This window comes from Enterobacter sp. 3U4 (assembly GCF_057224565.1).
This window is the reverse complement of record NZ_CP136665.1, coordinates 1,416,266-1,440,879: the sequence shown is the minus strand read 5'-3', so window position 1 is coordinate 1,440,879 and position 24,614 is coordinate 1,416,266. Positions and strand designations below refer to the sequence as shown.

General features: G+C 53.2%; 27 protein-coding genes. 9 read left to right on the top strand and 18 right to left on the bottom strand.

The window, feature by feature from the left end:
• Positions 1-16: 16 nt before the first annotated feature.
• From RVY89_RS06810 to ymcF, 8 genes are all read right to left on the bottom strand, one after another.
• On the bottom strand, positions 17-190 hold the full coding sequence (locus tag RVY89_RS06810; RefSeq protein WP_013096478.1) for a GhoT/OrtT family toxin: 174 nt from the start codon (positions 188-190) through the stop codon (positions 17-19).
• A gap of 182 nt (positions 191-372) precedes the next feature.
• The gene (gene patD, locus RVY89_RS06805) at positions 373-1,797 is read right to left on the bottom strand and encodes an aminobutyraldehyde dehydrogenase (RefSeq protein WP_484827276.1); all 1,425 of its coding nucleotides are present in this window, start codon (positions 1,795-1,797) and stop codon (positions 373-375) included.
• Positions 1,798-1,821: 24 nt separating this feature from the next.
• A complete protein-coding gene (locus tag RVY89_RS06800; protein WP_484827275.1) occupies positions 1,822-2,628 on the bottom strand; it encodes an ABC transporter permease in 807 nt (268 codons plus the stop codon).
• Positions 2,618-3,562: an ABC transporter permease gene (locus RVY89_RS06795; RefSeq protein ID WP_484827274.1), complete on the bottom strand. Its 945-nt coding sequence runs from the start codon at positions 3,560-3,562 to the stop codon at positions 2,618-2,620. The genes RVY89_RS06800 and RVY89_RS06795 overlap by 11 nt, the downstream gene beginning before the upstream one ends.
• 1 nt (position 3,563) lies before the next feature.
• Positions 3,564-4,577 (bottom strand): ABC transporter ATP-binding protein, encoded by a 1,014-nt coding sequence (locus RVY89_RS06790; RefSeq protein WP_484827273.1) that lies wholly within the window; start codon positions 4,575-4,577, stop codon positions 3,564-3,566.
• Between the two features lie 17 nt (positions 4,578-4,594).
• A complete protein-coding gene (gene ydcS, locus RVY89_RS06785; RefSeq protein ID WP_484827272.1) occupies positions 4,595-5,740 on the bottom strand; it encodes a putative ABC transporter substrate-binding protein YdcS in 1,146 nt (381 codons plus the stop codon).
• A 271-nt stretch (positions 5,741-6,011) separates the two neighbouring features.
• A complete protein-coding gene (locus tag RVY89_RS06780) occupies positions 6,012-7,421 on the bottom strand; it encodes an aminotransferase-like domain-containing protein (RefSeq protein WP_484827271.1) in 1,410 nt (469 codons plus the stop codon).
• Between the two features lie 82 nt (positions 7,422-7,503).
• Complete coding sequence (gene ymcF / locus RVY89_RS06775) at positions 7,504-7,692, bottom strand: cold shock small protein YmcF (RefSeq protein WP_371898227.1); 189 nt, start codon at positions 7,690-7,692, stop codon at positions 7,504-7,506.
• 390 nt (positions 7,693-8,082) lie between these two features.
• On the opposite strand from ymcF, the gene RVY89_RS06770 reads away from it, so the two are divergent.
• The 4 genes from RVY89_RS06770 (at position 8,083) to hslJ (ending at position 11,187) form a co-directional block, all read left to right on the top strand.
• Positions 8,083-9,483: a cytochrome ubiquinol oxidase subunit I gene (locus tag RVY89_RS06770; protein ID WP_032647488.1), complete on the top strand. Its 1,401-nt coding sequence runs from the start codon at positions 8,083-8,085 to the stop codon at positions 9,481-9,483.
• Entirely contained in the window at positions 9,483-10,493 is a 1,011-nt protein-coding gene (gene cydB / locus RVY89_RS06765; protein WP_484827270.1) for a cytochrome d ubiquinol oxidase subunit II, read from the top strand. The genes RVY89_RS06770 and cydB overlap by 1 nt, the downstream gene beginning before the upstream one ends.
• Entirely contained in the window at positions 10,493-10,621 is a 129-nt protein-coding gene (locus tag RVY89_RS06760) for a DUF2474 domain-containing protein (protein WP_371898230.1), read from the top strand. Before cydB ends, RVY89_RS06760 begins: the two co-directional genes overlap by 1 nt.
• Before the next feature lie 128 nt (positions 10,622-10,749).
• Positions 10,750-11,187 (top strand): heat shock protein HslJ, encoded by a 438-nt coding sequence (gene hslJ, locus RVY89_RS06755; protein WP_484827269.1) that lies wholly within the window; start codon positions 10,750-10,752, stop codon positions 11,185-11,187.
• Here the strand turns inward: hslJ and RVY89_RS06750 are convergent, their stop codons facing one another.
• Positions 11,188-11,454, bottom strand: coding sequence for a putative hemolysin (locus RVY89_RS06750; RefSeq protein ID WP_023312003.1), 267 nt, complete (start codon positions 11,452-11,454; stop codon positions 11,188-11,190). It lies immediately after the preceding gene.
• A 271-nt stretch (positions 11,455-11,725) separates the two neighbouring features.
• On the opposite strand from RVY89_RS06750, the gene nifJ reads away from it, so the two are divergent.
• The 3 genes from nifJ (at position 11,726) to RVY89_RS06735 (ending at position 17,020) form a co-directional block, all read left to right on the top strand.
• Positions 11,726-15,250 carry a pyruvate:ferredoxin (flavodoxin) oxidoreductase gene (gene nifJ / locus RVY89_RS06745; protein ID WP_484827268.1) on the top strand — a complete coding sequence of 1,175 codons (3,525 nt, stop codon included), beginning with the start codon at positions 11,726-11,728 and terminating at the stop codon, positions 15,248-15,250.
• A gap of 388 nt (positions 15,251-15,638) precedes the next feature.
• A complete protein-coding gene (gene ompC, locus RVY89_RS06740; RefSeq protein ID WP_484827267.1) occupies positions 15,639-16,748 on the top strand; it encodes a porin OmpC in 1,110 nt (369 codons plus the stop codon).
• Between the two features lie 146 nt (positions 16,749-16,894).
• A complete protein-coding gene (locus RVY89_RS06735) occupies positions 16,895-17,020 on the top strand; it encodes a hypothetical protein (RefSeq protein ID WP_371898234.1) in 126 nt (41 codons plus the stop codon).
• Positions 17,021-17,083: 63 nt separating this feature from the next.
• On the opposite strand, the gene RVY89_RS06730 is transcribed toward RVY89_RS06735, so the two are convergent.
• From RVY89_RS06730 to RVY89_RS06695, 8 genes are all read right to left on the bottom strand, one after another.
• A complete protein-coding gene (locus RVY89_RS06730; protein ID WP_223239581.1) occupies positions 17,084-17,161 on the bottom strand; it encodes a hypothetical protein in 78 nt (25 codons plus the stop codon).
• A gap of 68 nt (positions 17,162-17,229) precedes the next feature.
• Positions 17,230-17,652 (bottom strand): GFA family protein, encoded by a 423-nt coding sequence (locus tag RVY89_RS06725; protein WP_484827266.1) that lies wholly within the window; start codon positions 17,650-17,652, stop codon positions 17,230-17,232.
• A 3-nt stretch (positions 17,653-17,655) separates the two neighbouring features.
• Entirely contained in the window at positions 17,656-17,853 is a 198-nt protein-coding gene (locus RVY89_RS06720) for a hypothetical protein (protein ID WP_023312007.1), read from the bottom strand.
• A 90-nt stretch (positions 17,854-17,943) separates the two neighbouring features.
• Complete coding sequence (locus tag RVY89_RS06715; protein ID WP_484827265.1) at positions 17,944-18,975, bottom strand: methyltransferase; 1,032 nt, start codon at positions 18,973-18,975, stop codon at positions 17,944-17,946.
• 258 nt (positions 18,976-19,233) lie between these two features.
• Positions 19,234-19,683 carry a hypothetical protein gene (locus RVY89_RS06710; RefSeq protein WP_484827264.1) on the bottom strand — a complete coding sequence of 150 codons (450 nt, stop codon included), beginning with the start codon at positions 19,681-19,683 and terminating at the stop codon, positions 19,234-19,236.
• 152 nt (positions 19,684-19,835) lie between these two features.
• Entirely contained in the window at positions 19,836-20,276 is a 441-nt protein-coding gene (locus RVY89_RS06705; protein WP_484827263.1) for a VOC family protein, read from the bottom strand.
• Positions 20,277-20,348: 72 nt separating this feature from the next.
• On the bottom strand, positions 20,349-20,693 hold the full coding sequence (locus RVY89_RS06700) for a DUF1294 domain-containing protein (RefSeq protein WP_484827262.1): 345 nt from the start codon (positions 20,691-20,693) through the stop codon (positions 20,349-20,351).
• Positions 20,694-20,789: 96 nt separating this feature from the next.
• Entirely contained in the window at positions 20,790-22,313 is a 1,524-nt protein-coding gene (locus tag RVY89_RS06695; RefSeq protein ID WP_484827261.1) for an EAL domain-containing protein, read from the bottom strand.
• Positions 22,314-22,932: 619 nt separating this feature from the next.
• Here RVY89_RS06695 and RVY89_RS06690 point away from each other — a divergent pair.
• The gene (locus tag RVY89_RS06690; protein WP_484827260.1) at positions 22,933-23,079 is read left to right on the top strand and encodes a YnaM/YnfT family protein; all 147 of its coding nucleotides are present in this window, start codon (positions 22,933-22,935) and stop codon (positions 23,077-23,079) included.
• Positions 23,080-23,095: 16 nt separating this feature from the next.
• Here RVY89_RS06690 and RVY89_RS06685 read toward each other — a convergent pair whose 3' ends face one another.
• A complete protein-coding gene (locus RVY89_RS06685) occupies positions 23,096-23,416 on the bottom strand; it encodes a cupin domain-containing protein (protein ID WP_484827259.1) in 321 nt (106 codons plus the stop codon).
• Positions 23,417-23,661: 245 nt separating this feature from the next.
• On the opposite strand from RVY89_RS06685, the gene ttcA reads away from it, so the two are divergent.
• Positions 23,662-24,597 (top strand): tRNA 2-thiocytidine(32) synthetase TtcA, encoded by a 936-nt coding sequence (ttcA, locus tag RVY89_RS06680; RefSeq protein WP_061715008.1) that lies wholly within the window; start codon positions 23,662-23,664, stop codon positions 24,595-24,597.
• The last annotated feature ends 17 nt before the right edge of the window (positions 24,598-24,614 follow it).

The following is a 24,614-nucleotide window of genomic DNA, read 5'->3' as shown; positions in this document are numbered from 1 at the left end:
AAACTGGAAGCGTGCTTCAGAAAAGCGAGACCAGCAGCGCAACGGGAAAGCTCATTGGCCAGGTTGACCCGACCAGGAAAGCGCTGAGCAGGCGGATACGTTTGCGGTCTTTAGAGAGGAACCAGGTGATTAATGCGCAGATGGAAGCCATGATTGCGTAAAAAACCAACATCTTTTGATACAACGTCATTCTGTATACCAGAGCCGAAAAAATAACCGCACGCAATATGCGTCATATGTTGACACAGATCAAGTTTTTTCGTTACAGAATAACCACTTAAAAACTACGGCTAATAACAATTGGGTATCTTTCGTAACACGTGTGGCGGGCAAGGAGAACGCCTGACCGCGCAAGCGGCCAGGCTGAGCGGATTAGTGTTTGATCATCACATGCCGCACGACCGTGTAATCCTCAAGCCCGTAGACCGACATATCTTTACCGTAGCCGGATAATTTCATGCCGCCGTGCGGCATTTCGCTCACCAGCATAAAATGGGTATTCACCCAGGTGCAGCCGTACTGCAGACGCGCGCTCAGGCGATGGGCGCGGCCCACGTCTTTGGTCCAGACCGATGACGCCAGGCCATACTGCGAATCGTTCGCCCAGGCCAGCACCTGCGCCTCGTCGTCAAACTCGGTGACGCTTACCACCGGGCCAAACACCTCGCGCTGAACGATGGCATCGTCCTGTTTTGCCCCCGCCAGCAGGGTTGGCTGGTAGTAGTAGCCTGCCCCCTCTTTTTTGCTCCCGCCGGTGACAACCCGGATATGGCCTAGCGCTTTCGCCTCATCGACGGCCTGGCAGACGCGTGAAAGATGAGCGGCCGAGCTGAGCGGACCGAGTTCGGTAGCCTCGTCCTCCGGCGCCCCCATTTTAAGGCTGGCGACCGCTGCGCCGAGCTTTTCTACCAGCGCTGCATAGATGCCCTTCTGGGCATAAATGCGGCAGGCCGCCGTACAGTCCTGTCCGGCATTGTAGAAACCAAACGTCCGCACCCCTTCAACCACCGCATCCAGGTCGGCATCATCAAACACGATCACCGGCGCTTTGCCACCCAACTCCATATGGGTGCGTTTAATCGAGGACGCGGTATGTCCGATGATATGTTCCCCGGTCGCAATCGAACCGGTCAGCGAGACCATACGGACCTTCTCGTGTCCGGTAAGCGGATCGCCGACCGTTTTCCCCCGGCCAAACAGGACGTTCAGAACGCCCGCCGGGAAGATATCTTTTGCCAGCTCCGCAAGCTTAAGCGCGGTCAGGGGCGTGATCTCAGAGGGCTTAATCACCACGCAGTTCCCTGCCGCCAGCGCGGGGGCCAGCTTCCAGGCCGCCATCATTAGCGGATAGTTCCAGGGGGCAATAGAGGCCACCACGCCCACCGGGTCACGGCGAATCATTGACGTGTGGCCGTCAAGGTACTCCCCGGCGGCGAGGCCGTTCAGGCAGCGGGCGGCTCCGGCAAAGAAACGGAAAACGTCGACCACCGCCGGAATTTCATCACCCAGAGCACAGTGCAGCGGCTTGCCGCAGTTGAGAGACTCGAGCCGGGCAAACTCCTCGCCGTGCGCTTCAATCGCATCCGCCAGCTTCAGCAGGCACTCGGCGCGGGTTTTCGGCGTCGTTTGTCCCCACGCCTCAAAAGCACGATCGGCCGCCAGAACCGCCGCGTCGACCTGGGCCGCTGACGCCTCAGCAATCTCCAGCAGTATCTCTCCGGTGGCCGGGTTATAAACCGGCTGTTTTTCACCTTCACCGGCAACCAGCTCACCGTTTATCAGCAGATGTTTTTGCATAGCATTTTCCCGTTGAATTCACTGTTATTTCCCGCTGCCAGCGATATTCTCGCCGTCGCGGGTTAGCCACCAGGCTCCCAGAATGGGGATAGTTGTCACCAGCATCACCAGCAGTGCTACGACGTTGGTGACGGGCACGTCGCGCGGACGCCCGAGCTGGTTGAGCAACCACAGCGGTAACGTGCGCTCGTGTCCCGCCGTAAATGTTGTGACGATTATCTCGTCAAACGACAGGGCAAACGCCAGCATTCCCCCGGCCAGCAGCGCGGAACCCAGATTGGGCAGCACCACATAGCGAAAGGTTTGCCACCCGTCAGCCCCGAGATCCATCGACGCTTCCACCAGGCTCCAGGAGGTGCGTCGGAACCGGGCAATCACGTTGTTAAACACCACCACCACGCAGAAGGTGGCGTGTCCAACCACGATGGTGAAAAACCCCGGCTCAAGATTGATCGTTTTGAAGGCCGTCAGCAGCGCCAGGCCGGTGATGATCCCCGGTAACGCAATCGGTAACAGCAGCAGCAAAGAGATCGCATTCTTGCCAAAAAACTCGCTTCGCCACAGCGCCGCTGCAGCAAGCGTGCCAAGCACTATGGCAATGGCGGTGGAGAACGCGGCAATTTGAAGTGACAACGTCACGGATTCAATGATATCGCCGCGCCCCGCCGCCACGCTAAACCACTTCAGCGTTAGCCCCTGAGGCGGGAAGCTGAAGGCGGCGTCTTCGGTGTTGAAGGCATAGGTCGCGATAATCAGCAGCGGGAAGTGCAGAAAGATAACGCCTCCCCACGCTGCCACTTTCAGGAACAGCGGTGCGCGTTCAGAGTGCATCGAATGCTCCCAGACGTTTCACGAACGCCAGATAAAGTGAAATCAGCACGATGGGTACCAGCGTGAACGCGGCAGCCATCGGCATATTGCCGATAGCGCCCTGCTGGGAGTAGACCATGTTACCGATGAAATAGCCCGGCGGGCCGACCAGCTGAGGAACGATGAAGTCCCCCAGCGTCAGGGAAAACGTGAAAATGGACCCCGCCGCGATGCCCGGAATGGCCAGCGGCAGAACGACATAGCGGAACGTCTGACGGGGGCGCGCGCCGAGGTCGGCTGAGGCCTGAAGCAGCGAGGCCGGCAGGCGCTCCAGCGCCGCCTGGACGGGCAGGATCATAAACGGCAGCCAGATGTAGACGAACACCAGAAACCGTCCCAGCCCGGAGGTGGACAAGGTGTTGCCGCCGATCGCCGGGAGCGTAAGGAGTGAAGTCAGAATCGGCTCCAGCCCCATATGGCTGAGAAACCACTGCGCCACGCCGTCCTTCGCCAGCAGCAGCGTCCAGGCGTAGGCCTTGACGATGTAGCTCGCCCACATTGGCAGCATCACGGCGATATAGAAAAACGCTTTCCACTTGCCGCTGGTGTATCGCGCCATGTACCAGGCCATCGGAAATGCGAGGACGGCGCTGGCAATGGTCACCGCAATCGCCATCGTTAGCGTGCGCAGGATGATGTCGTAGTTTGCCGGGTTGAAGAGCGCCTGAATATTCGCCAGAGTCAGATCCGGCGTGACGGCCATGGTGAAATCGTCAAAGGTGTAAAACCCCTGCCACAGCAGCGTCAGCAGCGATCCTAAATAGACGATGCCAAACCACATCAGGGGCGCAAGCAGAAGCAGGAACAGGCCAAGCGACGGTTTTCGCCAGAACAGTGCGGTCATGCGGCTTAAGCGGCCGCGCGGGGCGGGAGGATGCGCGACACTCATATCCATTTCACCTCTCCTCATGCAGGCGGATCATCGCGTCGCGTGACCATGACGCCATGACCGCCTGCCCTGGCGCAATGCCGCTCAGCGGCGAGACGTCACTGAAGTTAGCCTGACTCACCAGCAGTTTGGCGCCATCGGCGAGCCTCAGCTCCAGACGCGTGGCGGCCCCCTGATACTGAACGGCCTGCACGACGCCCTGAACCTGAACGTCACCGTGTTCATTGAGGCGAATATGTTCCGGGCGCAGGGAAAAGGTGCCCTCCATCCCGCAAAGCGTCTGCGCAAGACCCGCGTCAAAAACGTTAGAGGTGCCAACAAAGCCGGCGACAAACGGCGTGCGCGGACGCATGTAGAGATCGCGCGGGGTATCAACCTGCTCGATGCGCCCGTTATTGAACACCGCCACCCGGTCTGACATAGAAAGGGCCTCGCCCTGATCGTGGGTGACAAAAATAAAGGTGATGCCGAGTTCCTGCTGAAGCTTCTTCAGCTCGAACTGCATCTGTTCCCGCAGCTTGAGATCGAGCGCCCCTAAAGGCTCGTCCAGCAGCAGGACGCGCGGTTCATTCACCAGCGCGCGGGCAATGGCGACACGCTGACGCTGGCCGCCGGAAAGTTGCGAAGGTTTGCGGGCGATGGCAAAGCTCAGGCCCACTTTTTCCAGGGCATCGCGGGCCTGCGCATGGCGTTTTTTCTTGTCGACGCCTTTGACCATCAGCCCGTAGGCAACGTTGTCGAGGATCGACATATGCGGGAACAGCGCGTAGTCCTGAAACACGGTGTTCACATCCCGCTCCCAGGGGGGCAGTTCGCTCGCCTCTTTACCGAAGATAGAGATCGTCCCGCCTGACAGCTGTTCAAAACCGGCGATCAGCCGCAGGCAGGTGGTTTTGCCGGAGCCCGAAGGCCCCAGCATGGAGAAAAACTCTCCGTCACGAATTGCAATGGTGACCCCATCCACCGCCCGGACGTCGCCGTACAGGCGGGAAACATTGTTAAACTCGACTGCGTACGTCATGTTCTGCTCCCGGGCAATTAACGACCGCCCATAATGGCGATGTAATCCTGCGTCCAGCGGCTGTAAGGGACAAATTTGCCGCCTTCGGCGATGGGGGTTTTCCAGAACATGATTTTGTCGAACTCGTTATAACCGTTTGTTTCGCAGCCTTTATCGCCCAATAGCGTGCTGGCTTTACACCCCTCCGGAACCACGGGCAGGGAGCCAAACCATGCAGCCAGATCGCCCTGCACTTTCGGCGTCAGCGACCAGTTCATCCATTTGTAGGCACACATGGGGTGTTTAGCCTGCGCGTGCAGCATGGTGGTGTCCGCCCAGCCGGTCACCCCCTCTTTCGGGAAGACGGTGGCAACGGGCTGGTTCTCAGCCTTCAGGGCATTCGCCTGATACGGCCAGGCGCTGGAGGCCACGACGCCTTCGTTTTTGAAGTCGCTCATCTGGACGGTGGTGTCGTGCCAATAGCGGTGGATCAGGGCATGCTGGTCGCGAAGCACCTTAAGCACGGCGGCATACTGTGCTTCGGTGAGCTGGTACGGGTCTTTAATACCCAGCTGCGGCTGCGTGGCTTTGACGAACAGCGCGGCATCGGCGATGTAAATCGGGCCGTCATACGCCTGCACGCGTCCCTGATTGGTTTTACCGTCCGGCAGATCCTGTTTAGTAAAGACCACGCTCCAGCTGTCCGGCGGCGTCGGGAAGGTTTTGGTGTTGTACATCAGCAGGTTCGGACCCCACTGGTACGGCGTGCCGTAGACCTTGCCTCCAACGTTAAACCATTCCCCTTTCACTATCCGTTCGTCGAGGGTTTTCCAGTTGGGGATGAGGTCGGGGTTAATCGGCTGGACGCGTTTGCCCATGATCAGCCGCAGGGAGGCATCACCCGAGGCGGTAACCAGGTCATATCCCCCTTTCGCCATCAGGCTGACCATTTCATCCGACGTGGCTGCCGTTTTGACGTTGACCGCACACCCGGTCTCTTTTTCAAACTGGGTGACCCAGTCGTAGTTTTTATCCGTCTGCCCCCTCTCGATGTAACCCGGCCAGGCGATAATATCCAGTCGACCTTCCCCGTCGCCAATGGCCTTTGGTGGTTCTGCGGCTTGCGCTGTCATGATAGTCATGCCGAGCGCGCACAGGCTGCTGCGGGCAAAATTTTTGCTCATAAGAGTTACTCCTGTCGCAATGAAATTTAGCGGCAGCCGTGCCGTAAAAATATCTCCCTTATTAAACGTAGACCGCGCAAATGCGCCGCACCGTACGGCTTCAGGAAATTTCATCAAGGTGTGACCGAGGGCGCATTCCCCGTTAACTGGATTATAGACAAGGAGTTAGGCGCGAGAGACGGTATGCAGATTTCCTATGACAGGGCACCGCGAAATATTCGCAGTGCCGTCATCAGGATAAGAATTGATTATTTAAATAACGGAGAAAAGTTTATTCCAGCATCGTGCTAATTAATTTTCCTAACTGAATGACCGCCTGCTCTTCCCGCTCTCCCCAGGCCCAGGAAGTATTAAACCGGAAGAACGGTGTCCATGCGTCGGAGGTGGAAAACATCTTTCCGGGAGCAATGCTGATGTGGTGCGTTAAGGCTTTTTCGCTGAGCAGCCCCGCGTCCAGCTGCGCCGGAAGCTCCAGCCATAAAAAGTAGCCGCTGTCGTTATGGTGGATTTTGACGCCGGCAGGCATATGGCGCAAAAGTGACTGCCAGGCCTGCTGCTTTCGCTCGGCGAGCGTACGCCGCAGGCGGCGCAGGTGGGCGTCGTAGCGTTTAGTCGCCAGGTAATCCACCAGCGCCAGCTGCACAGGAGAGCTGGTGGAGAGTGTGCTCATCAGCTGCAGCTGCTGAATGCGCCGCGCGTGTTTCCCTGCCGCGACCCAGCCGATGCGAAAACCGGCCACCAGACATTTTGAAAAGGACGAGCAGTGCAGCGTCATGTCCTGACGATCCCACGCTTTCACCGGGAGCGGCTTTTCGCGGCCAAAATAGAGCTCGCTGTAGACATCATCTTCAATCAGCGGGACGTTGTGCTGCGTTAACAGCGCGACTAGCTGCGCTTTTTTCTCCGCGCTCAGCGTGAAGCCGAGCGGGTTTTGGCTGTTGGTCATGATCCAGCAGGCTTTAACCGGGTACTCATTCAGCGCCTGTTCAAGGGCGTTGAGATCGATCCCCTCGCGGACGTCCGTCGCAATCGACAACGCTTTAAGTTTCAGGCGCTCCAGCGCCTGAAGCGCGCCGTAGAAACAGGGGTTTTCGACAATCACCCAGTCACCCGGCTCGGTCACCGCCTGAAGGCTGAGATTGAGCGCTTCGAGCGCGCCTGCGGTGATTACGATCTCTTCCGGAGAGATGTTCATCCCCTGCTGCGCGTAGCGGCGGGCAATGGCGTGGCGGAGATCGACGTTTCCCGGCGGCAGGTTCTCAATCACGCTCATCGCCGTCGCGGTTTTGCTGACGTTCGCCAGCGAACGGTTGAGCTGCTGAAGCGGGAAAAGCCGGGGGTCGGGAAACGCGGAAGCAAAGGGAACAACGGAGGGGTCGCGGCTGGCCTGTAAGACATCGAAGATATAGGTATTGATATCCACCGCTTCGTCACGCATCACCTGAGCGGGTGGCGCAGGCTGTTGTGCGGTCGGGCGCGAGGCAACGTAATAGCCCGACTGCGGTCTGGCGACAATGCGCCCCTGACTTTCCAGCATCTGATACGCGTGGCCAACGGTCATAAAGCTCATGCCGCTGCTTGCCACCTGCTCTCGCAGGGAAGGCAGCTTATCGCCCGGCAGCCATACGCCAAGCTCAATCTGCGAGATAATTTGTTGCGCCAGACGCTGGTATTTTTTCATCAAATTCTCCTTGTGACCGACAGTGTATATCAGCAGGAGAAAAAGAGAAGATTTAGCTAACTGTTATGGTTCGGGAAATGAATTACTTACGGTATTCGGTAACGTGGCTTTGCGCCTGACGCGCAGCGGCCAGGTGATCGAGCGTAATCATCGACGATTTGCAAAAGATGCATTTCGCGCCAAACGGGTTTTTCTCAGACACGTCAAAGGCTGAGGTACGGTACTGCGAACCATGGCAGCATGGGCAGCGAAAATGGATATAAGAAGTCATAGGATTCTCCTGAAACGTTAAAACGTAAATTACTAATGGGCCGATTGGGCATAATGGTTTTAAACAAAACGAATCGGAAAGTAGATAAAGACCCAAGAGAGGCTGCGGAGAGGCACAACGTGATGAGAACTGCTTTATAAAACTACGTCAGATATTTATTTGGACTCAAAACCAGAGGACCATTAACGCACGGCGCTGACGACAAGGCAAGCAGTTTTATGCACAAAATTCATAAAAATAGTGTTTTTATTCCTCATTGCGAGGTATATCAGATCGCTAAAGCATAAATTTTATGCCAACTGTTATGGTTAAAAATCACTTTTCTGCGTCTGATAGTCCGAACGTTGCCCCTATACCATAACAGCACACCGTTTGACATTGAGGCTGTGCATGTTTGGTTTAGATGCTTTTCACCTTGCACGGATACAGTTTGCCTTTACCGTATCCTTTCACATTATTTTCCCGGCCATCACCATTGGTCTCGCAAGCTACCTTGCCGTGCTCGAAGGGCTGTGGCTGAAAACAAAAAATCCGGTCTGGCGCTCGCTGTACCACTTCTGGTCGAAGATTTTTGCCGTTAACTTTGGCATGGGCGTGGTATCCGGGCTGGTGATGGCCTACCAGTTTGGCACCAACTGGAGCGGCTTTTCGCAGTTTGCGGGCAGTATTACCGGCCCGCTGCTGACCTATGAAGTGCTTACCGCCTTCTTCCTCGAAGCCGGGTTCCTCGGCGTGATGCTGTTCGGCTGGAACAAAGTCGGGCCTGGGCTGCACTTCTTCGCTACCTGCATGGTGGCGCTGGGCACCATTATCTCCACCTTCTGGATCCTCTCTTCAAACAGCTGGATGCAGACCCCGCAGGGTTATGAGATCGTCAACGGTCAGGTGGTACCGGTGGACTGGTTCGCGGTGGTGTTTAACCCCTCCTTCCCTTACCGCCTGCTGCATATGTCGATAGCCGCGTTCCTGAGCAGCGCCCTGTTTGTGGGCGCATCCGCGGCATGGCACCTGCTGCGCGGGAATAATACCCCCGCCATTCGGGCGATGTTTTCGATGGCGCTGTGGATGACGCTAATTGTCGCCCCCATCCAGGCCATGGTTGGCGATATGCACGGGTTAAACACTTTAAAGCACCAGCCCGCTAAGATTGCCGCCATTGAAGGCCACTGGGAGAACCCGCCGGGTGAGCCTACCCCGCTGCTGCTGTTTGGCTGGCCGGATATGGAACAAGAGCGCACCCGCTTTGGGCTGGAGATCCCGGCGCTGGGGAGTCTTATCCTGACGCACAGCCTGGATAAACAGGTTCCGGCGCTGAAAGAGTTTCCAAAGGAAGACCGTCCGAACTCCACCATCGTCTTCTGGTCGTTCCGAATTATGGCGGGCCTGGGCATGCTGATGCTGCTGCTTGGGGTGACGGCACTCTGGCTGCGCTACAAAAAACGCGTTTATTCGTCGCGCCCTTTCCTGTGGTTTGCGCTGCTGATGGGGCCAACCGGGCTGATTGCCATTCTGGCCGGGTGGATCACCACCGAAGTGGGCCGCCAGCCGTGGGTGGTCTATGGGCTCCAGCGAACGAAGGATGCGGTTTCTGCCCATGGCGATTTACATATGAGCGTAAGCCTGCTGGCCTTCTTCGTCGTCTATACCTCGGTATTCGGCGTGGGTTACAGCTATATGGTGCGCCTGATCCGAAAAGGTCCGCAGCCGCATGAGTCTTTCGCCACCGAGTCCGACGGACGTCCGGCGCGCCCGCTTTCTGCCGTCACAACTGAACATAAGGAGCAGCCATAATGGGGATCGATCTTTCCATTATCTGGTTTGTCATAATCGTCTTTGCCACGCTGATGTATATCGTGATGGACGGTTTTGATCTGGGAATCGGTATTCTTTTCCCGGCCACGCAGAACGCCGACGATCGCGACGTGATGGTCAACAGCGTCGCGCCGGTCTGGGACGGGAATGAAACCTGGCTGGTGCTGGGCGGTGCCGCCCTGTTTGGCGCATTCCCGCTGGCGTATGCGGTGATCGTTGATGCTCTCACCATTCCGCTGACGTTAATGCTGATCGGACTTATTTTCCGCGGGGTAGCATTTGAGTTTCGCTTTAAGGCCACTCCGGCCCACCGCCCCTTCTGGGATAAGGCGTTTATAGGCGGTTCCATTCTGGCGACGTTTACCCAGGGCGTGACGGTGGGCGCCGTCATTAACGGATTTACCGTCACCGGTCGGGCCTATACCGGCGGCCCCTTTGACTGGTTTACCGCGTTTAACCTGTTTTGCGGCGCGGGGCTGGTGGTGGCTTATGCGCTGTTAGGCTCGACCTGGCTGGTGATGAAAAGCGAAAACGCGCTGCAGCAGCGGATGCGTGAGGTGTCGAAAACGCTGTTAATCGTGCTGCTGGCGTTTATTGTCGCCATTAGCCTCTGGACGCCGCTGGCGCAACCGGCCATCGCCGCGCGCTGGTTTACGCTGCCGAACCTGTTTTATCTGCTGCCGGTTCCTGCTCTGGTGGTGATGTTTAGCCTGTACCAGTGGCGCTGCCTGAATAATCCAGCCAGCCATAGCCGTCCGTTTATCCTGACGCTGGGGCTGATCTTCCTCGGCTTTAGCGGGCTTGGGATCAGCATCTGGCCGCATATTATTCCACCGTCGATCACCTTGTGGCAGGCGGCCGCACCGACGCAAAGCCAGGGCTTTATGCTGGTGGGCGCGCTGTTGATCATTCCCGTTATTCTGGTCTACACCTTCTGGAGCTACTACGTGTTTCGCGGCAAAGTTCAGCATGGGGAGGGTTATCACTGATGCAACAACCGGTCTGGAAAAGAATACTGTGGCTGGTCATTATCTGGGGCGGCAGCGTACTGGCGCTGGCTGCGGTCAGTATGCTCTTCCGTATGCTAATGACAGCGGCAGGATTTAAATCGCATTAACTTCATCCCGGGCAACGGCAGCGTTGCCCGGGACCTCTCCCCGCACTTTCAGATAAACCCCATTAACGCACGGCAGAGTATCGTTACACTGGAAAAAGATTCACAGTGTTTATAGTTTGAGAAGAAAAATGAAAAAGCTCATTGCGTTAAGTGTTATCAGTCTTGTCCTTTCCGGGTGTGTTAATCCGGGTAAAGCCTCCGTACAGCCGGAGCAGCTTAAAAGCCACCGCTTTGTGCTTGAAAATGTGAACGGTAAGGCCGTTAAGACCGCGACTACGCAACCTGAGATCAGTTTTAGTACCCTGCCTGATATCAGCCTGGTGAATAACATCAGCGTTTCTGGCCAGATGTGTAACCGCTTCAACGGACAGGGGAAATTGTCCGAAGGCGAGCTTAAGGTGAAAACGCTGGCCATGACGCGCAAGCTTTGTACTGAACCGCAGCTGAATGAGCTGGATCGGGCCATCGGCGACATGCTGCGCACAGGGGCGCAGGTCGACCTGACTGAGGACCAGTTAACGCTGGCGACAGCCGATAAAACGCTGATGTTTAAGCGTGCAGAATAATCAGTAGTTACCGCAGCTTCCGACGGCAAGCGACTGTTCACTACAGCGTTTGCCGTTTGGCAAGGCGCACATCCCAATAGCAGAACCATCAAGCTGGCGGGCGACAGACAGCGAACCGCCAATCATGGCGCAGTTGGCCTGACCAGAGCTGGACATCGCCGCCTTCATTCCCGGCGCCACGTGGGCTGCCGTTGCCTGCTGGACTGGCTCACTGCTACATGCCGACAACAATAATGCGGCACACCCTACCCAAAATGCTGAGCGCATGCTCTCTCCCCCATGAATAATGCGAAACCTATGCATAATAGGCATCACATCCCGTGTCGTCGAGAGTGAAAGTGCGTATTTATGCGCTCCAGAAACAATTTCTCGCAATTTTTTTGCCAAAAGTTTGATCTACTCATTGATGGCGAGAATACCGAGGACACAAAAGCGAAAATCGTAAAATCCCCCATTTGCTAGAATACACAGATAATATTCAGGGTTTGTTGCCGTAATACAGACCCCTATTTTTTGCGCAATGTAAGGGTGTTGTCCTATGCAAACTATTGACGGTAATGGTGCGGTTGCCTCAGTCGCGTTTCGCACCAGTGAAGTTATCGCCATCTATCCGATTACGCCAAGTTCTACCATGGCTGAGCAGGCGGACGCCTGGGCGGGTAACGGTTTAAAAAACGTCTGGGGCGATGTCCCGAGAGTGGTTGAAATGCAGTCCGAAGCCGGTGCGATTGCCACGGTGCACGGCGCGCTTCAGACCGGCGCGCTTTCCACGTCGTTTACCTCTTCTCAGGGATTGTTGTTAATGATCCCGACGCTGTACAAACTCGCCGGTCAGCTGACCCCCTTCGTTCTGCACGTTGCGGCGCGTACCGTTGCCACCCACGCGCTCTCTATCTTTGGCGATCACTCAGACGTGATGGCCGTGCGCCAGACCGGCTGCGCGATGCTGTGCGCCAGCAGCGTTCAGGAAGCTCAGGACTTTGCCTTAATTTCTCATATCGCCACGCTCAAAAGCCGGGTGCCGTTTATTCATTTCTTTGATGGTTTCCGCACCTCTCACGAAATTAACAAAATCGTCCCGCTGGCTGACGATACCATCCTGAATCTGCTCCCGCAGGCGGATATTGACGCGCACCGAGCCCGCGCCCTTAACCCGGAACATCCGGTTATTCGCGGGACATCGGCGAACCCGGATACCTATTTCCAGTCCCGCGAGGCTACTAACCCTTGGTACAACGCGGTTTACGACCATGTTGAACAGGCGATGAATGACTTTGCCGCCGCGACCGGTCGTGAATACAAACCCTTTGAGTATTACGGCCATCCGCAGGCGGAACGGGTCATTGTGTTGATGGGCTCTGCCATTGGCACCTGCGAGGAAGTTGTTGACGAGCTACTGACGCGCGGCGAAAAAGTTGGCGTGCTTAAAGTGCGTCTCTATCGCCCGTTCTCGGCGAAACATCTGCTCTCTGCGCTGCCGGAGAGCGCGCGTACCGTTGCGGTGCTTGATCGCACCAAAGAGCCGGGCGCGCAGGCGGAACCGCTCTATCTGGATGTGATGACAGCCCTGGCAGAAGCCTTTAATCAGGGCGAACGTGAAACGCTGCCGCGCGTGATCGGGGGTCGCTATGGTTTGTCCTCCAAGGAGTTTGGGCCGGACTGCGTGCTGGCGGTATTCAATGAGTTAAGCGAGGCGAAACCTAAGCCACGCTTTACCGTCGGCATTTATGATGATGTGACGAATCTATCCCTGTCGCTGCCGGAAAATACCCTGACCTCTACCGCCAAACTTGAGGCGCTATTCTATGGTCTGGGCAGCGACGGCAGCGTCTCTGCGACCAAAAACAACATCAAAATTATCGGCAACTCAACGCCGTGGTATGCCCAGGGATACTTCGTCTACGACTCTAAAAAAGCAGGCGGTCTGACCGTTTCCCACCTGCGCGTGAGCGAACAGCCCATCCGCTCTGCGTATCTTATTTCTCAGGCTGATTTTGTTGGCTGTCACCAGCTGCAGTTTATCGATAAATACCAGATGGCCGAGCGCCTGAAGCCTGGCGGTATTTTCCTCCTCAATACGCCATACAGCGCAGATGAGGTCTGGTCGCGGCTACCGCAGGAAGTACAGGCGGTGCTGAACCAGAAAAAAGCCCGTTTCTTTGTGGTGAATGCGGCGAAAATTGCCCGCGAATGTGGCCTCGCCGCGCGTATCAATACCGTTATGCAGATGGCCTTCTTCCATCTGACGAATATCCTGCCGGGCGACAGCGCGCTGGCGGAACTGCAGGGTGCGATTGCCAGAAGCTATAGCAGCAAGGGCCAGGAGCTGGTCGAACGTAACTGGCAGGCGCTGGCGCTGGCACGCGAATCTCTGTTTGAGGTACCGCTGCAGCCGGTGAACGCGACAAGCCCGAACCGCCCTCCTGTAGTGTCCGATGCGGCGCCTGATTTCGTTAAGACCGTGACGGCGGCGATGCTGGCCGGGCTGGGCGATGCCCTGCCCGTTTCTGCGCTGCCGCCGGATGGCACCTGGCCGATGGGAACCACCCGCTGGGAAAAACGTAATATCGCCGAAGCGATCCCCATCTGGAAGGAAGAGCTTTGTACCCAGTGCAACCACTGCGTGGCGGCCTGTCCGCACTCTGCCATTCGCGCCAAAGTAGTGTCACCGGAAGATATGGAGGCCGCGCCGGCCAGCCTTCACTCTCTGGATGTGAAATCCCGCGATATGCGCGGACAGAAATACGTTCTGCAGGTCGCACCGGAAGATTGCACCGGCTGTAACCTGTGCGTCGAGGTGTGTCCGGCGAAAGACAGGCAGAACCCGGAGATCAAAGCCATCAATATGATGTCGCGCCTGGAGCATGTTGAAGAGGAGAAGGTCAATTATGACTTCTTCCTGAATCTGCCGGAAATCGATCGCAGCAAACTGGAACGCATTGATATTCGCACTTCACAGCTGATCACGCCGCTGTTTGAATACTCCGGCGCCTGCTCAGGCTGCGGTGAAACGCCGTACATCAAGCTGCTTACCCAGCTGTACGGTGACCGGATGCTGATTGCCAACGCAACCGGCTGTTCATCCATCTACGGGGGCAATTTGCCTTCTACGCCGTACACCACCGACGCGAACGGGCGCGGCCCGGCGTGGGCAAACTCGTTATTCGAGGACAACGCCGAATTCGGCCTGGGCTTCCGCCTCACCGTTGACCAGCACCGCGCGCGCGTGATGCGCCTGCTGGAGCAGTTTGCCGGGCAGATCCCTGCTGAACTCAATGACGCGCTTCATGCGGACGCATCGCCAGAAGAACGTCGTGAGCAGGTTGCTGAGCTGCGCCAGGCGCTTCAGGGCGTGGCGGGCGCTGAACAGCTGTTGACCGACGCTGACGCCCTGGTTGAAAAATCGATCTGGCTGATTGGCGGGGACGGCTGGGCTTACGATATCGGCTTTGGCGGACTGGATCACGTGTTGAGCCTGACCGAAAACGTCAACATCCTGGTTCTGGATACGCAGTGTTATTCCAACACCGGTGGCCAGGCGTCGAAAGCCACACCGTTAGGCGCCGTGACGAAATTCGGGGAACACGGTAAACGCAAGGCGCGCAAAGATCTCGGTGTGAGCATGATGATGTACGGTCACGTTTACGTCGCGCAAATCTCGCTGGGTGCCCAGCTTAACCAGACGGTAAAAGCCATCCAGGAGGCGGAAGCGTATCCTGGCCCGTCGCTGATCATTGCCTACAGCCCTTGCGAAGAGCACGGCTACGATCTGGCACTCAGCCACGACCAGATGCGTCAGCTGACAGCTACCGGCTTCTGGCCGCTGTACCGGTTCGACCCGCGTCGTGCTGACGAGGGTAAATTACCGCTGGCGCTGGATTCGCGTCCACCGTCAGATGCCCTGGCCGAGACGTTGATGCAGGAACAACGCTTCCGTCGCCTTAACGCGCAACAGCCGGAAGTGGCCGAACAGCTCTGGAAAGATGCCGCGGCCGATCTGCAAAAACGTTATGACTTCCTGGCGCAGCTGGCGGGTAAAGCCGAAAAATCGACCAGCGACTAGTTTCTCAGCCCGGCGTGTCCGGGCTTTTTTTTGGCATAAAAAAACCCGGCGTATTCACACCGGGCGAATCCAGATAACCAATGAATATCTATTAAATTATCTTAATAGCATTCATGTTAATTATGGATGAATCATCTTAAAGGCATATAACACCCGCAAGATTACATCAATTAATGCCAGATTAATAATTGCAATTTAATATGCTTACTTTTAAATCATTCATCAAACCAATGACTATTACCATTGATTTATTCGGTTTAGATTTTACTTAGTTCGTAACAATTATAATTTATTACTCTTACACAGGAGTGATTTAGCATGAGACAACTTTCTTATTCTGAAAGTTCAACAGGTAATTAAATAAAAACAACTGCAAAGGAATATCACAATGCAAAGAAAAGTACTGGCCCTGATGATTCCGGCTCTTTTAATGTCTGGCGCAACTCATGCAGCAGAGATTTATAATAAAGACGGCAACAAATTAGATCTGTACGGAAAAGTAGATGGTCTGCACTATTTCTCCGACGATAAAGGCGCTGACGGGGATCAAACCTATATGCGTCTGGGCTTCAAAGGCGAAACCCAGATCAACAACATGATGACCGGCTACGCACAGTGGGAATACAACATTCAGGCCAATAACACAGAAGGGTCTGATAATCAGTCCTGGACGCGTCTGGCCTTCGCCGGTGTGAAGGTGGGCGACTACGGTTCCTTTGATTACGGCCGTAACTATGGCGTGCTGTACGATGTGGAAGGCTGGACCGATATGCTGCCTGAGTTCGGCGGCGACTCCTACACCAAAGCCGACAACTTCATGACCGGCCGTGCCAACGGTGTGGCCACCTACCGTAATACCGACTTCTATGGTCTGGTGCAGGGTCTGAATTTTGCGCTGCAGTATCAGGGTAAAAATGAAGATGCCAGCAACAATCAGGAAGGCACCAACAACGGTCGCGACACGCGTCACGAGAACGGCGACGGCTTCGGTATCTCTACCACTTATGACTTCGGCATGGGCATTACTGCGGGTGCAGCCTACACCTCTTCTGACCGTACCAACGAGCAGGTGATGAATACCACAGCGGGCGGCGACAAAGCGGATGCATGGACTGCGGGTCTGAAATATGACGCCAATAACATCTATCTGGCGGCAATGTATTCTGAAACCCGCAATATGACCCCGTATGGTGATAACACCGACGCCGTGGCGAACAAAACCCAGAACTTCGAAGTGACCGCACAGTACCAGTTCGACTTCGGCCTGCGTCCGACCCTTTCCTACCTCCAGTCTAAAGGTAAGGACCTGGGCAACGGTCAGGGCGATCAGGATCTGGTTAAATACGCTGACATCGGCGCGACCTACTACTTCAATAAAAACATGTCCACCTACGTTGATTACAAGATCAACCTGCTGGATGAAGATGACAGCTTCTACAAAAACAACGGCATCGGCACCGATGATGTCGTAGCGTTAGGTCTGGTTTACCAGTTCTGATTGTCAGAGCCCGCATTATGATGCGGGCTCGTTTTTTTTGAACTCCGTCACAAAAGACAGTTTCAGAAAGGAGTTGGTTGAGGGTAAGTTGAAAGAAAGCTGGTTAAACTCAGGGGATAGCCCTTTCGTCACTAAGGATAACAGCGTTGTTTGGTCGTGTATCCCTTGCCGTACTTACCCTTTTAGCCGTGCTGTGGATGGCGTTAATTTTTGATTTTGGAGATATTGTCGGGCATCTCGGCGCGCTGTTAAACCATCTGGATGGCAATTAACCGCGTTCCCTGTAAACAAAAAGCCACCAGCAGTGCCGGTGGCGGGTAAACGCAAAGGTCGCGTTATTTTTTCACAGGCTGAGGCTTTTTATCCCCTGACTCAGGGGCCTCACGCGGATCGTCTTTTTCAACACAGAGCATAGTTTCTCCTGTTTCAGATAACCATTCTCCACTATAGCCAGGCTGATTAAAGAGTGGCCAGGCGGCAATCAAGCCTGCTCTTCCCCTTTCTCGCGAAAAGTGAGATAGCCAAATACTCCACTTTCCCCATCTGCGGGATGGTTGACACCGTCCATCACGGATACCTGAGGGAAATCAAACGGAGAAACACTTTCAAAACAGGCGACGTTCACGCCGTATTCATTAGGATTAGAACGCCTCTGATGGAACGTGTAAATTCCGCACACCGAGCAAAAGAAATGCCGTGCCGTACCCGTATTAAAGCGGTACTCGGTGAGCTTATCCTCACCTTTGGTTACCGTAATCCCCGACAGCGGCGCAGAAACGACGACCGCGCCTCGCATCCGACAAAAAGAACAGCTGCAGCGCCGCGCGGTGTTCAGGCCATCGGTAAGCTCAACGGTGAATGCCACCGCGCCGCAATGGCACTTCGCATTACGTCTTTCAGCCATGGGCTATACCCCTTTTCTCACCAGCTCGGCGGCTTTCACGAAAACCTCATCTTCTACACCGTCGCCTTTTTGCCTGCCAAGCCTGACCAGCTCATCGACAATACTGTTGCGATGGATCGGTTTTTGCGCTGAAACCAGCCCAATAACGGCGGCCCCAATCGCCAGCCCCACTAATCCGGTTTGTTCATCTTTGTTTTTCATATTCATGCTCCTGGTACAACAAACAAGGGTAGCAGGAATACGGTAAAACGGAATGCCGGACACATGCTCTGTGAATATTATTTAAACAGTTCAGACAGGTACGACTTCCAGAATCGACAGATACGAACGGGTGTCTATTATTTTGTTCAGCTTCAGATTGGTCTGTTCAAACAAGGCCTGATACTCAGACTCTGTTCGAGCCCGTCCTCCATCAAAGCTTGTTAACAGAAGAAGGTCAATTTCAAATCGTCCCTGTTCATTATTTTCTTTTTTAATAAGCGGCTCAAAAATTAATAGTCGGGAGTTTTCTTTCATTGCATTTCTGCAGCATTGAAGTATCTGAACGGCCTTCTCATCAGGCCAGTCCATCAAAATATACTTAAGCAGGTAAATGTCCGCTACAGGACAGGCTTCAAAAAAGCTCCCATTAACGGTCTCCCATCGACGATTATCATTTAACAGGTGCAGTCGATTTCGCTCAAGCACATCTTTTTGATCGAAAAGGATCCCCGTCAGGGACGGATTTCGACGTAAAACAGCCAGCAATAAGTTACCCAGCCCACCGGCGATATCGGCAACCACGGCGTTTTGCGGGAACGAATAGCTATCTGCGATGACTTCATTTTCCACGGATGACATAGAGGCCATACCCGCATGAAAGATGTTGCTGTCAGTCATCGTGTCGTCATGCTGCCAGTAGTCGTAAAAAGGCTTGCCAAACAAATCATTAAAAACAGGTTTTCCTTGCAATACCTCATCCATTTTAGCCGCTGGCTGCCAGAATGTTGGGTCTGTTAGCATGAGCACCGCCGCACGCAAGGAAAATTCATGATCAGAACAGAGGAATTGTGCTGAATGGCTAAGACTGTATTCAGCTTCAGATAATTCGTTGAAAACTCCACGAGAGGACAATAAGCGCATGATCCGATGAAGATAGTCGCCATCGACATTAAGCTCCTCCGCCAGTTGCGTAACAGATTTTTTTCCTTCAACCAGACGATCTGCGACCCCTAATACCGCGACCGCCCGAAGTGCTGCCTGCCAGACAAAACCCATGCTTTGCTCTAACAGACACATTCCTTCTTTACGGCTTAGTAAATCCAGACTATTACGTTGCGACATTTTCTGCTCCTTACCAGTAAAGATGTGCTGAACAACTAAAACGCCGCTAGCAAGCGTAAGTCTGGTAGTGAGCTTTATCCATAATTTCAGAAAGGATTATTTGTGCGGTTTTGTACCGTTTAGCATACAGTCCATTTAAATACGTAAAAAAACAGGGCCACTTACTTTTTATTTTGATTAATAACCCCACGACACTATTATTTCATAAATGATTGCCATAATAGAAAAAATGCCTGTCGTGAGACAGACATTTCATGGTTAGAATCTCGGTGCCAGTCCGTATTTGGGGGTTTTGATATTTGCCGCCCAAATTTTAATATCGTTTTGCAGCAGAATAGTGAAGTCAGATTTCAAATGCGTCACCATACCATTGACGCTGTCCGCATCTACCACTGAAAAATGTTCAATTCTGTTCCGCCCTATCTGGAAACAATCATATTTAGCGGGCAGCACTTTACCATTCACATTAAGCGGCAGGTTATTCTCACCACAGCGGCCTTCAGTAATATAGGACACCAGTAAGTTAGCGGATTTTCTCCCTGGCTGGGAGACACTCACCATGACAGGGAAACCTTCCGAGGTTTGTGTCATATCGTAAAGAACCGCATTTTTTATATACCAGGTATTATATTCCCGCTCCTGAAAAGCAGACCAGGAAGGCGCAGAAAAGAGCGCCAGCGCTGCCAGTAGAATAGATTTTATTTTCATGGATGTTGTCGTCCGTGTTGTTGCACGTATTATTCAGATTGTGCAAAAAACAGCAACCCCTTAAGAATAGTCCTACTACTATTGGCAGTGATGGATCGTTATTTAACGACGTGCGATGCGCCCTACTTCTTCGTTCCGGACGGTTACCTGCGCTATTTATCCCGATTCATCGTTCGAATCGCTTCCAGGCCTACGCGCTGCCCGAATGACAGCTCTAACGTATTTCCATCGGGATCGGCGAAAAAGACATAGTAGCCGACGGGATCGCCTAAATTCTCAGGCGCCTTCCTTAGCACACCTTCAGCGGTGGCCATCGCTGTTTTTCTGTCGATTTCGTCACGGGTCGCGCAGGCAATTCCCAGATGGCCAAAGCTACCCAGCGGCGTATCAGTCACGGTATCGGCCTGCACCAGGACCAGTGCAAAAGGACGAGTATGGTCGCTAAGCCATGCCACTTTTCTTGCATCAGGCATATCGGGTTCACGCGAATGAATGACCTCCATACCGGCATAGCGACGATAGAAGGCAATACTCTTTTCCAGGTCTCTGACCATAAACGCGACATGAGTGAAACCTACATCAATCTCTTTCATTTTAAGATGTTACTCCCTTTTCAACGTGGTGCAGGCATCTTAAAAGCTCAAGTTAACTTGATGTCAATACGTTCATAAAGAAGAAACAGGAGAGAAATGGTAAACCGCCGCCATCATGGCGATGCTGACCACGACGCTTAAGAAAAAGTAGGTTTTGAAGGGCTGCTTTTGGGTTTTATGGCGAAATAGCTGCTGGCCCGCAATGGCGCCAGGCCAACCTCCCGTCACGCCAAATACCAGCAACGTAGCTTCCGGTACCCGGCGCATCCCTTTACGCGCCGCCATTTTATCAGCGCCATACAGAGCCATCGTCAGCACATTGATTAGCAGAAACCACATCACCACAGGATTCGAGGCCAGAACGCTACCGATCGCAGCAAAGATCAGGAGTAAGTAACAAAAACGATTGAGGGTCATAGCACAAAGCCACTGGGTTGTTGGGCGGTTTTGGAAAAGGGATTATACGCTATCTTAGAAATGTTTCAGGGTGAAATGCGGATAGCGGGTTAAACCTCATTCCACCCTCACCTTAACTTTTGGCTTCGACAAGAGAACTTTGAGAAGCTCCTTGAAAGGAAGAGGTTTATAGAAGTAAAAACCCTGTAAAAAACGAATATGATTGCGCGTGAGGTAATCAAGCTGCTCTTCTGTTTCAACACCTTCCGCAACGATGCTAATTGAAAGTTTTTTTGCCAACTCCAGCACCGAATCCAGGATCAACGTTGAATCCTCATTTGCGTTAACCCTGGCAACAAAGCTTTGGTCGATTTTAATGTAATCAATATGCAGCGCTTGCAGATAGGATAGACCTGAGTACCCCGTACCAAAGTCATCCAGGGCAATAGCAAATCCGTTCTTATGCAGCTCATTCAGCGTCTTGACGAGATGTTCATCGATATGGAGCGGTTCGCGCTCGGTCACCTCAACGACAAGATTAAGATCCCGTTGAATAAAACTGTGTTTGTAGTGGAGACACTCCTCAACAAAGGTGGGCGCAACGATATGAGAAGCGCTGAAGTTAATCCCTACGTGGAACCCTTCTGGCAGCAATGTCGAAATAGAATTCATCTGCTTTGCAACCTGTCTCATTAAACTTTGAGTTAATGGAATAATTAACCCTGATTTTTCAGCGAGAGGAATGAAGGACGCGGGAGAAATAAACCCTGATTGCGGATGCTTCCATCTGGCCAGCACTTCTACACCTCGCAAGGTGCCCTCTTTGCCGCTCACGACGGGTTGGTAATAGGGAATAATTTCATTTCTGTAGATGGCGGTACGCAGCGATTCCTCAGGCGAAATATCCTTAGAGAGATATCGCTGCAAAAGATAAGCTGGAAGAAAGGAAATAAGCAACAGAAATAACAATACCCCACCGGCCTGGTCGAATAATCTCGTCAGGCTAAAAAGAGGCGGAGCGTTAAACTGAATCGCGAAGGGATAATCAGCGTCTTTTACCGTCAGTACATCTTTGTTCGAATGGGCTGCCGTCACCACATCGCCTGTTTGGCCCAGGATACGATCGCCGACGTTCAGTGAATATCCCACGCCACGTAATGGCATATTCAGTGCATCCCGGATATGGCTGTCGCTGATGCTCACCATGATTCGGCTTCCGGCATGATTTGTCTGGTATAAGAGAACCGGCAGGCCGTTGACCGTACTTTTCGCTGGAACGAGCAGTAATGATGCTTCGGGCAGCGCTGAGCCGTTAACCAACAACACGCGGTTTCCCGGTAAAGAGGAGCACCAGACTGCATCATTTTTCAGAATAACGATCGTTCTCAGGTGGGGCTGTAATGCCGCCTCGGTACCCAGCCGATATTGCCCTTCAGCATCACACTCATTCTCAGCAAGTTGCATTGCCAGTTGAGTTGCATGACGGGCTTCCTTAAGAATGACGTTCATGTTCCGCAAGACGTAGTGCGCCCCTGCAAGACTGTCCGCCCGTGCAGAATACCAAACCTGTAAATTGATGATAAAAACGCCCAGCAAAAACATTGTCGTGGCTGCAGCTACGGGGATAGATGCATGGCGCATTTAGGGTTCTCGTTTTAAGTGAAGTTGCCGCTTCAACGATGCTGAAGTGTTTGAATTGTCTTCATCTTAAGCATGGTTGATAACGTAATAATTACCATATCAGCCGTCAGAAATGTTCTCGCAAACCAAATTGAGGAAAAACAAAAGGCCGCCGAACGGCAGCCCCTGGTGGGTAAGTGTGTATTAATACCGCTTTATTGAATTTATCGGGGTTCTTTCTGACCAGTCAGGTCTTTCGCCAGCCATGATTGCACGCTGCTGTGATGGCGTCACAGACTGAGTTATTTCTGGCATAGCCTTGTATTCGGGTTGCTGAGGTGGATTGAGAACCAGATCTGAACTACAACCCGACAGCAGGAAAATGGCCAGTAGAGATGAATTAAGCTTGAACACGTAAAACCCTTCCAATGGGATAAAATTTTAAGAAAAAGCGTGGTGCTGCACGTACATAGCCTAATCAAAGTATATTCACAAGGTCAATGCGCGCAACCCTTTTTCATGCCCTGGATTCGCAAAGGAGAACACAAAGCAGACGACTTTTTATTTACATAACACAGACTAAAACCCAACTCTTCTTTTCATTAAAATTTTGCTCCTTGCAGGAACAAATGCAAAAGAAATGAGTCGAATGAAGACTCTTACCAGGAAAGATTATTTCATGACATCTTATATTATAGTAACCACTGTTGCCGTTGTGATGGGGTTGATTACGTTGAGTCTAATTAAAGTTTGGATCAGCACGTCGAACAACCCTGACAATCTGTGACCACATCGCAAGCCGCTCAACGTGAGGCCACTTCCGCTTCTGGTAAATCAATGATAACCAGTGTGCCAAAACTGCCTGTTTCTACAGTATGGGGAGTGCCAGCTTTGGCTACATAAAGCTGTCCAGGCGTGACAGAGATTTTTTTACCCTTCACGCTCAGCTCCAGACGTCCATCAATGACCAGTAATCCCTCGTCATACTCATGCACCTCTTCAATCACTGAACGTTCATCCATTCGTAAAACTTTGAGATTCGCAGTTCCAACGCGGCCCAATATATGAGAGTGCCAGGCCTCCGGTAATGCAAGTGCTTCGGTTTTGAGGTCATAAAGCGACATAACGTCATTCCTTTTGAAGTTCGTTTAACGCTCTTATGCCATATAAGCACCCTGCCGTCATATAACAAATATGGAAAACCAGGACGAGTAAGATGCTATAGGAGGTTTTGAAATCTCACCGCGTGCTGACGGCGTTACAACGCCAGATATGACCCCGCTGCAAAACGTGCTGGTATTCGCCGCCGGAATCCGTACCATACGCGGCATACAATTTTTGCCCCTGCTGGCTCCGAAGGTAGTACTCAATGCAAGAGAATCAAGAGATTAACAAAAAAGAGCAATACAACCTGAACAAACTGCAAAAGCGACTGCGCCGTAACGTGGGCGAAGCAATTGCGGACTTCAACATGATTGAAGAAGGCGACCGCATCATGGTCTGCCTGTCAGGGGGTAAAGACAGCTATACCATGCTGGAGATCCTGCGTAATCTTCAGCAAAGCGCACCGGTGAAATTTTCGCTGGTGGCGGTCAACCTTGACCAGAAACAGCCAGGTTTCCCGGAGCACATTCTGCCGGAATACCTCGAAAAGCTGGGCGTTGAATACAAAATCGTCGAAGAAAATACCTACGGTATTGTGAAAGAGAAGATCCCGGAAGGGAAGACCACCTGCTCTCTGTGCTCTCGTCTGCGCCGCGGCATTCTGTATCGTACCGCGACGGAGCTGGGCGCGACCAAAATTGCGCTGGGCCATCACCGCGACGATATCCTGCAAACGCTGTTCCTTAACATGTTCTACGGCGGCAAGATGAAAGGCATGCCGCCTAAACTGATGAGCGATGATGGTAAACACATTGTGATCCGCCCTCTTGCCTACTGTCGTGAAAAAGACATTGAGCGTTTTTCTCAGGCTAAAGGATTCCCGATCATTCCATGTAACCTTTGCGGCTCTCAGCCGAACCTGCAGCGTCAGGTGATTGGCGACATGCTGCGCGACTGGGATAAGCGTTATCCGGGTCGTATCGAAACCATGTTCAGCGCGATGCAGAACGTTGTTCCTTCCCATCTCGCGGATGTGGAACTGTTCGACTTTAAAGGCATCAACCATGACTCAGACGTGGTGAATGGCGGTGATCTGGCATTTGACCGGGAAGATATTCCGATGCAGCCAGCAGGCTGGCAGCCGGAAGAAGATGACAATCAGTTTGAAGAGTTGCGTCTCAACGTGCTTGAAGTGAAGTAAGCGATTAGCGTCTCAGA

Excerpts from the sequence above, each read along its gene's own strand:
- RVY89_RS06810 (WP_013096478.1), bottom strand. The coding sequence starts at position 190 with ATGACGTTGTATCAAAAGATGTTGGTTTTTTACGCAATCATGGCTTCC.
- patD (WP_484827276.1), bottom strand. The coding sequence starts at position 1,797 with ATGCAAAAACATCTGCTGATAAACGGTGAGCTGGTTGCCGGTGAAGGT.
- RVY89_RS06800 (WP_484827275.1), bottom strand. The coding sequence starts at position 2,628 with ATGCACTCTGAACGCGCACCGCTGTTCCTGAAAGTGGCAGCGTGGGGA.
- RVY89_RS06795 (WP_484827274.1), bottom strand. The coding sequence starts at position 3,562 with ATGGATATGAGTGTCGCGCATCCTCCCGCCCCGCGCGGCCGCTTAAGC.
- RVY89_RS06790 (WP_484827273.1), bottom strand. The coding sequence starts at position 4,577 with ATGACGTACGCAGTCGAGTTTAACAATGTTTCCCGCCTGTACGGCGAC.
- ydcS (WP_484827272.1), bottom strand. The coding sequence starts at position 5,740 with ATGAGCAAAAATTTTGCCCGCAGCAGCCTGTGCGCGCTCGGCATGACT.
- RVY89_RS06780 (WP_484827271.1), bottom strand. The coding sequence starts at position 7,421 with ATGAAAAAATACCAGCGTCTGGCGCAACAAATTATCTCGCAGATTGAG.
- ymcF (WP_371898227.1), bottom strand. The coding sequence starts at position 7,692 with ATGACTTCTTATATCCATTTTCGCTGCCCATGCTGCCATGGTTCGCAG.
- RVY89_RS06770 (WP_032647488.1), top strand. The coding sequence starts at position 8,083 with ATGTTTGGTTTAGATGCTTTTCACCTTGCACGGATACAGTTTGCCTTT.
- cydB (WP_484827270.1), top strand. The coding sequence starts at position 9,483 with ATGGGGATCGATCTTTCCATTATCTGGTTTGTCATAATCGTCTTTGCC.
- RVY89_RS06760 (WP_371898230.1), top strand. The coding sequence starts at position 10,493 with ATGCAACAACCGGTCTGGAAAAGAATACTGTGGCTGGTCATTATCTGG.
- hslJ (WP_484827269.1), top strand. The coding sequence starts at position 10,750 with ATGAAAAAGCTCATTGCGTTAAGTGTTATCAGTCTTGTCCTTTCCGGG.
- RVY89_RS06750 (WP_023312003.1), bottom strand. The coding sequence starts at position 11,454 with ATGCGCTCAGCATTTTGGGTAGGGTGTGCCGCATTATTGTTGTCGGCA.
- nifJ (WP_484827268.1), top strand. The coding sequence starts at position 11,726 with ATGCAAACTATTGACGGTAATGGTGCGGTTGCCTCAGTCGCGTTTCGC.
- ompC (WP_484827267.1), top strand. The coding sequence starts at position 15,639 with ATGCAAAGAAAAGTACTGGCCCTGATGATTCCGGCTCTTTTAATGTCT.
- RVY89_RS06730 (WP_223239581.1), bottom strand. The coding sequence starts at position 17,161 with ATGCTCTGTGTTGAAAAAGACGATCCGCGTGAGGCCCCTGAGTCAGGG.
- RVY89_RS06725 (WP_484827266.1), bottom strand. The coding sequence starts at position 17,652 with ATGGCTGAAAGACGTAATGCGAAGTGCCATTGCGGCGCGGTGGCATTC.
- RVY89_RS06720 (WP_023312007.1), bottom strand. The coding sequence starts at position 17,853 with ATGAAAAACAAAGATGAACAAACCGGATTAGTGGGGCTGGCGATTGGG.
- RVY89_RS06715 (WP_484827265.1), bottom strand. The coding sequence starts at position 18,975 with ATGTCGCAACGTAATAGTCTGGATTTACTAAGCCGTAAAGAAGGAATG.
- RVY89_RS06710 (WP_484827264.1), bottom strand. The coding sequence starts at position 19,683 with ATGAAAATAAAATCTATTCTACTGGCAGCGCTGGCGCTCTTTTCTGCG.
- RVY89_RS06705 (WP_484827263.1), bottom strand. The coding sequence starts at position 20,276 with ATGAAAGAGATTGATGTAGGTTTCACTCATGTCGCGTTTATGGTCAGA.
- RVY89_RS06700 (WP_484827262.1), bottom strand. The coding sequence starts at position 20,693 with ATGACCCTCAATCGTTTTTGTTACTTACTCCTGATCTTTGCTGCGATC.
- RVY89_RS06695 (WP_484827261.1), bottom strand. The coding sequence starts at position 22,313 with ATGCGCCATGCATCTATCCCCGTAGCTGCAGCCACGACAATGTTTTTG.
- RVY89_RS06690 (WP_484827260.1), top strand. The coding sequence starts at position 22,933 with ATGAGTCGAATGAAGACTCTTACCAGGAAAGATTATTTCATGACATCT.
- RVY89_RS06685 (WP_484827259.1), bottom strand. The coding sequence starts at position 23,416 with ATGTCGCTTTATGACCTCAAAACCGAAGCACTTGCATTACCGGAGGCC.
- ttcA (WP_061715008.1), top strand. The coding sequence starts at position 23,662 with ATGCAAGAGAATCAAGAGATTAACAAAAAAGAGCAATACAACCTGAAC.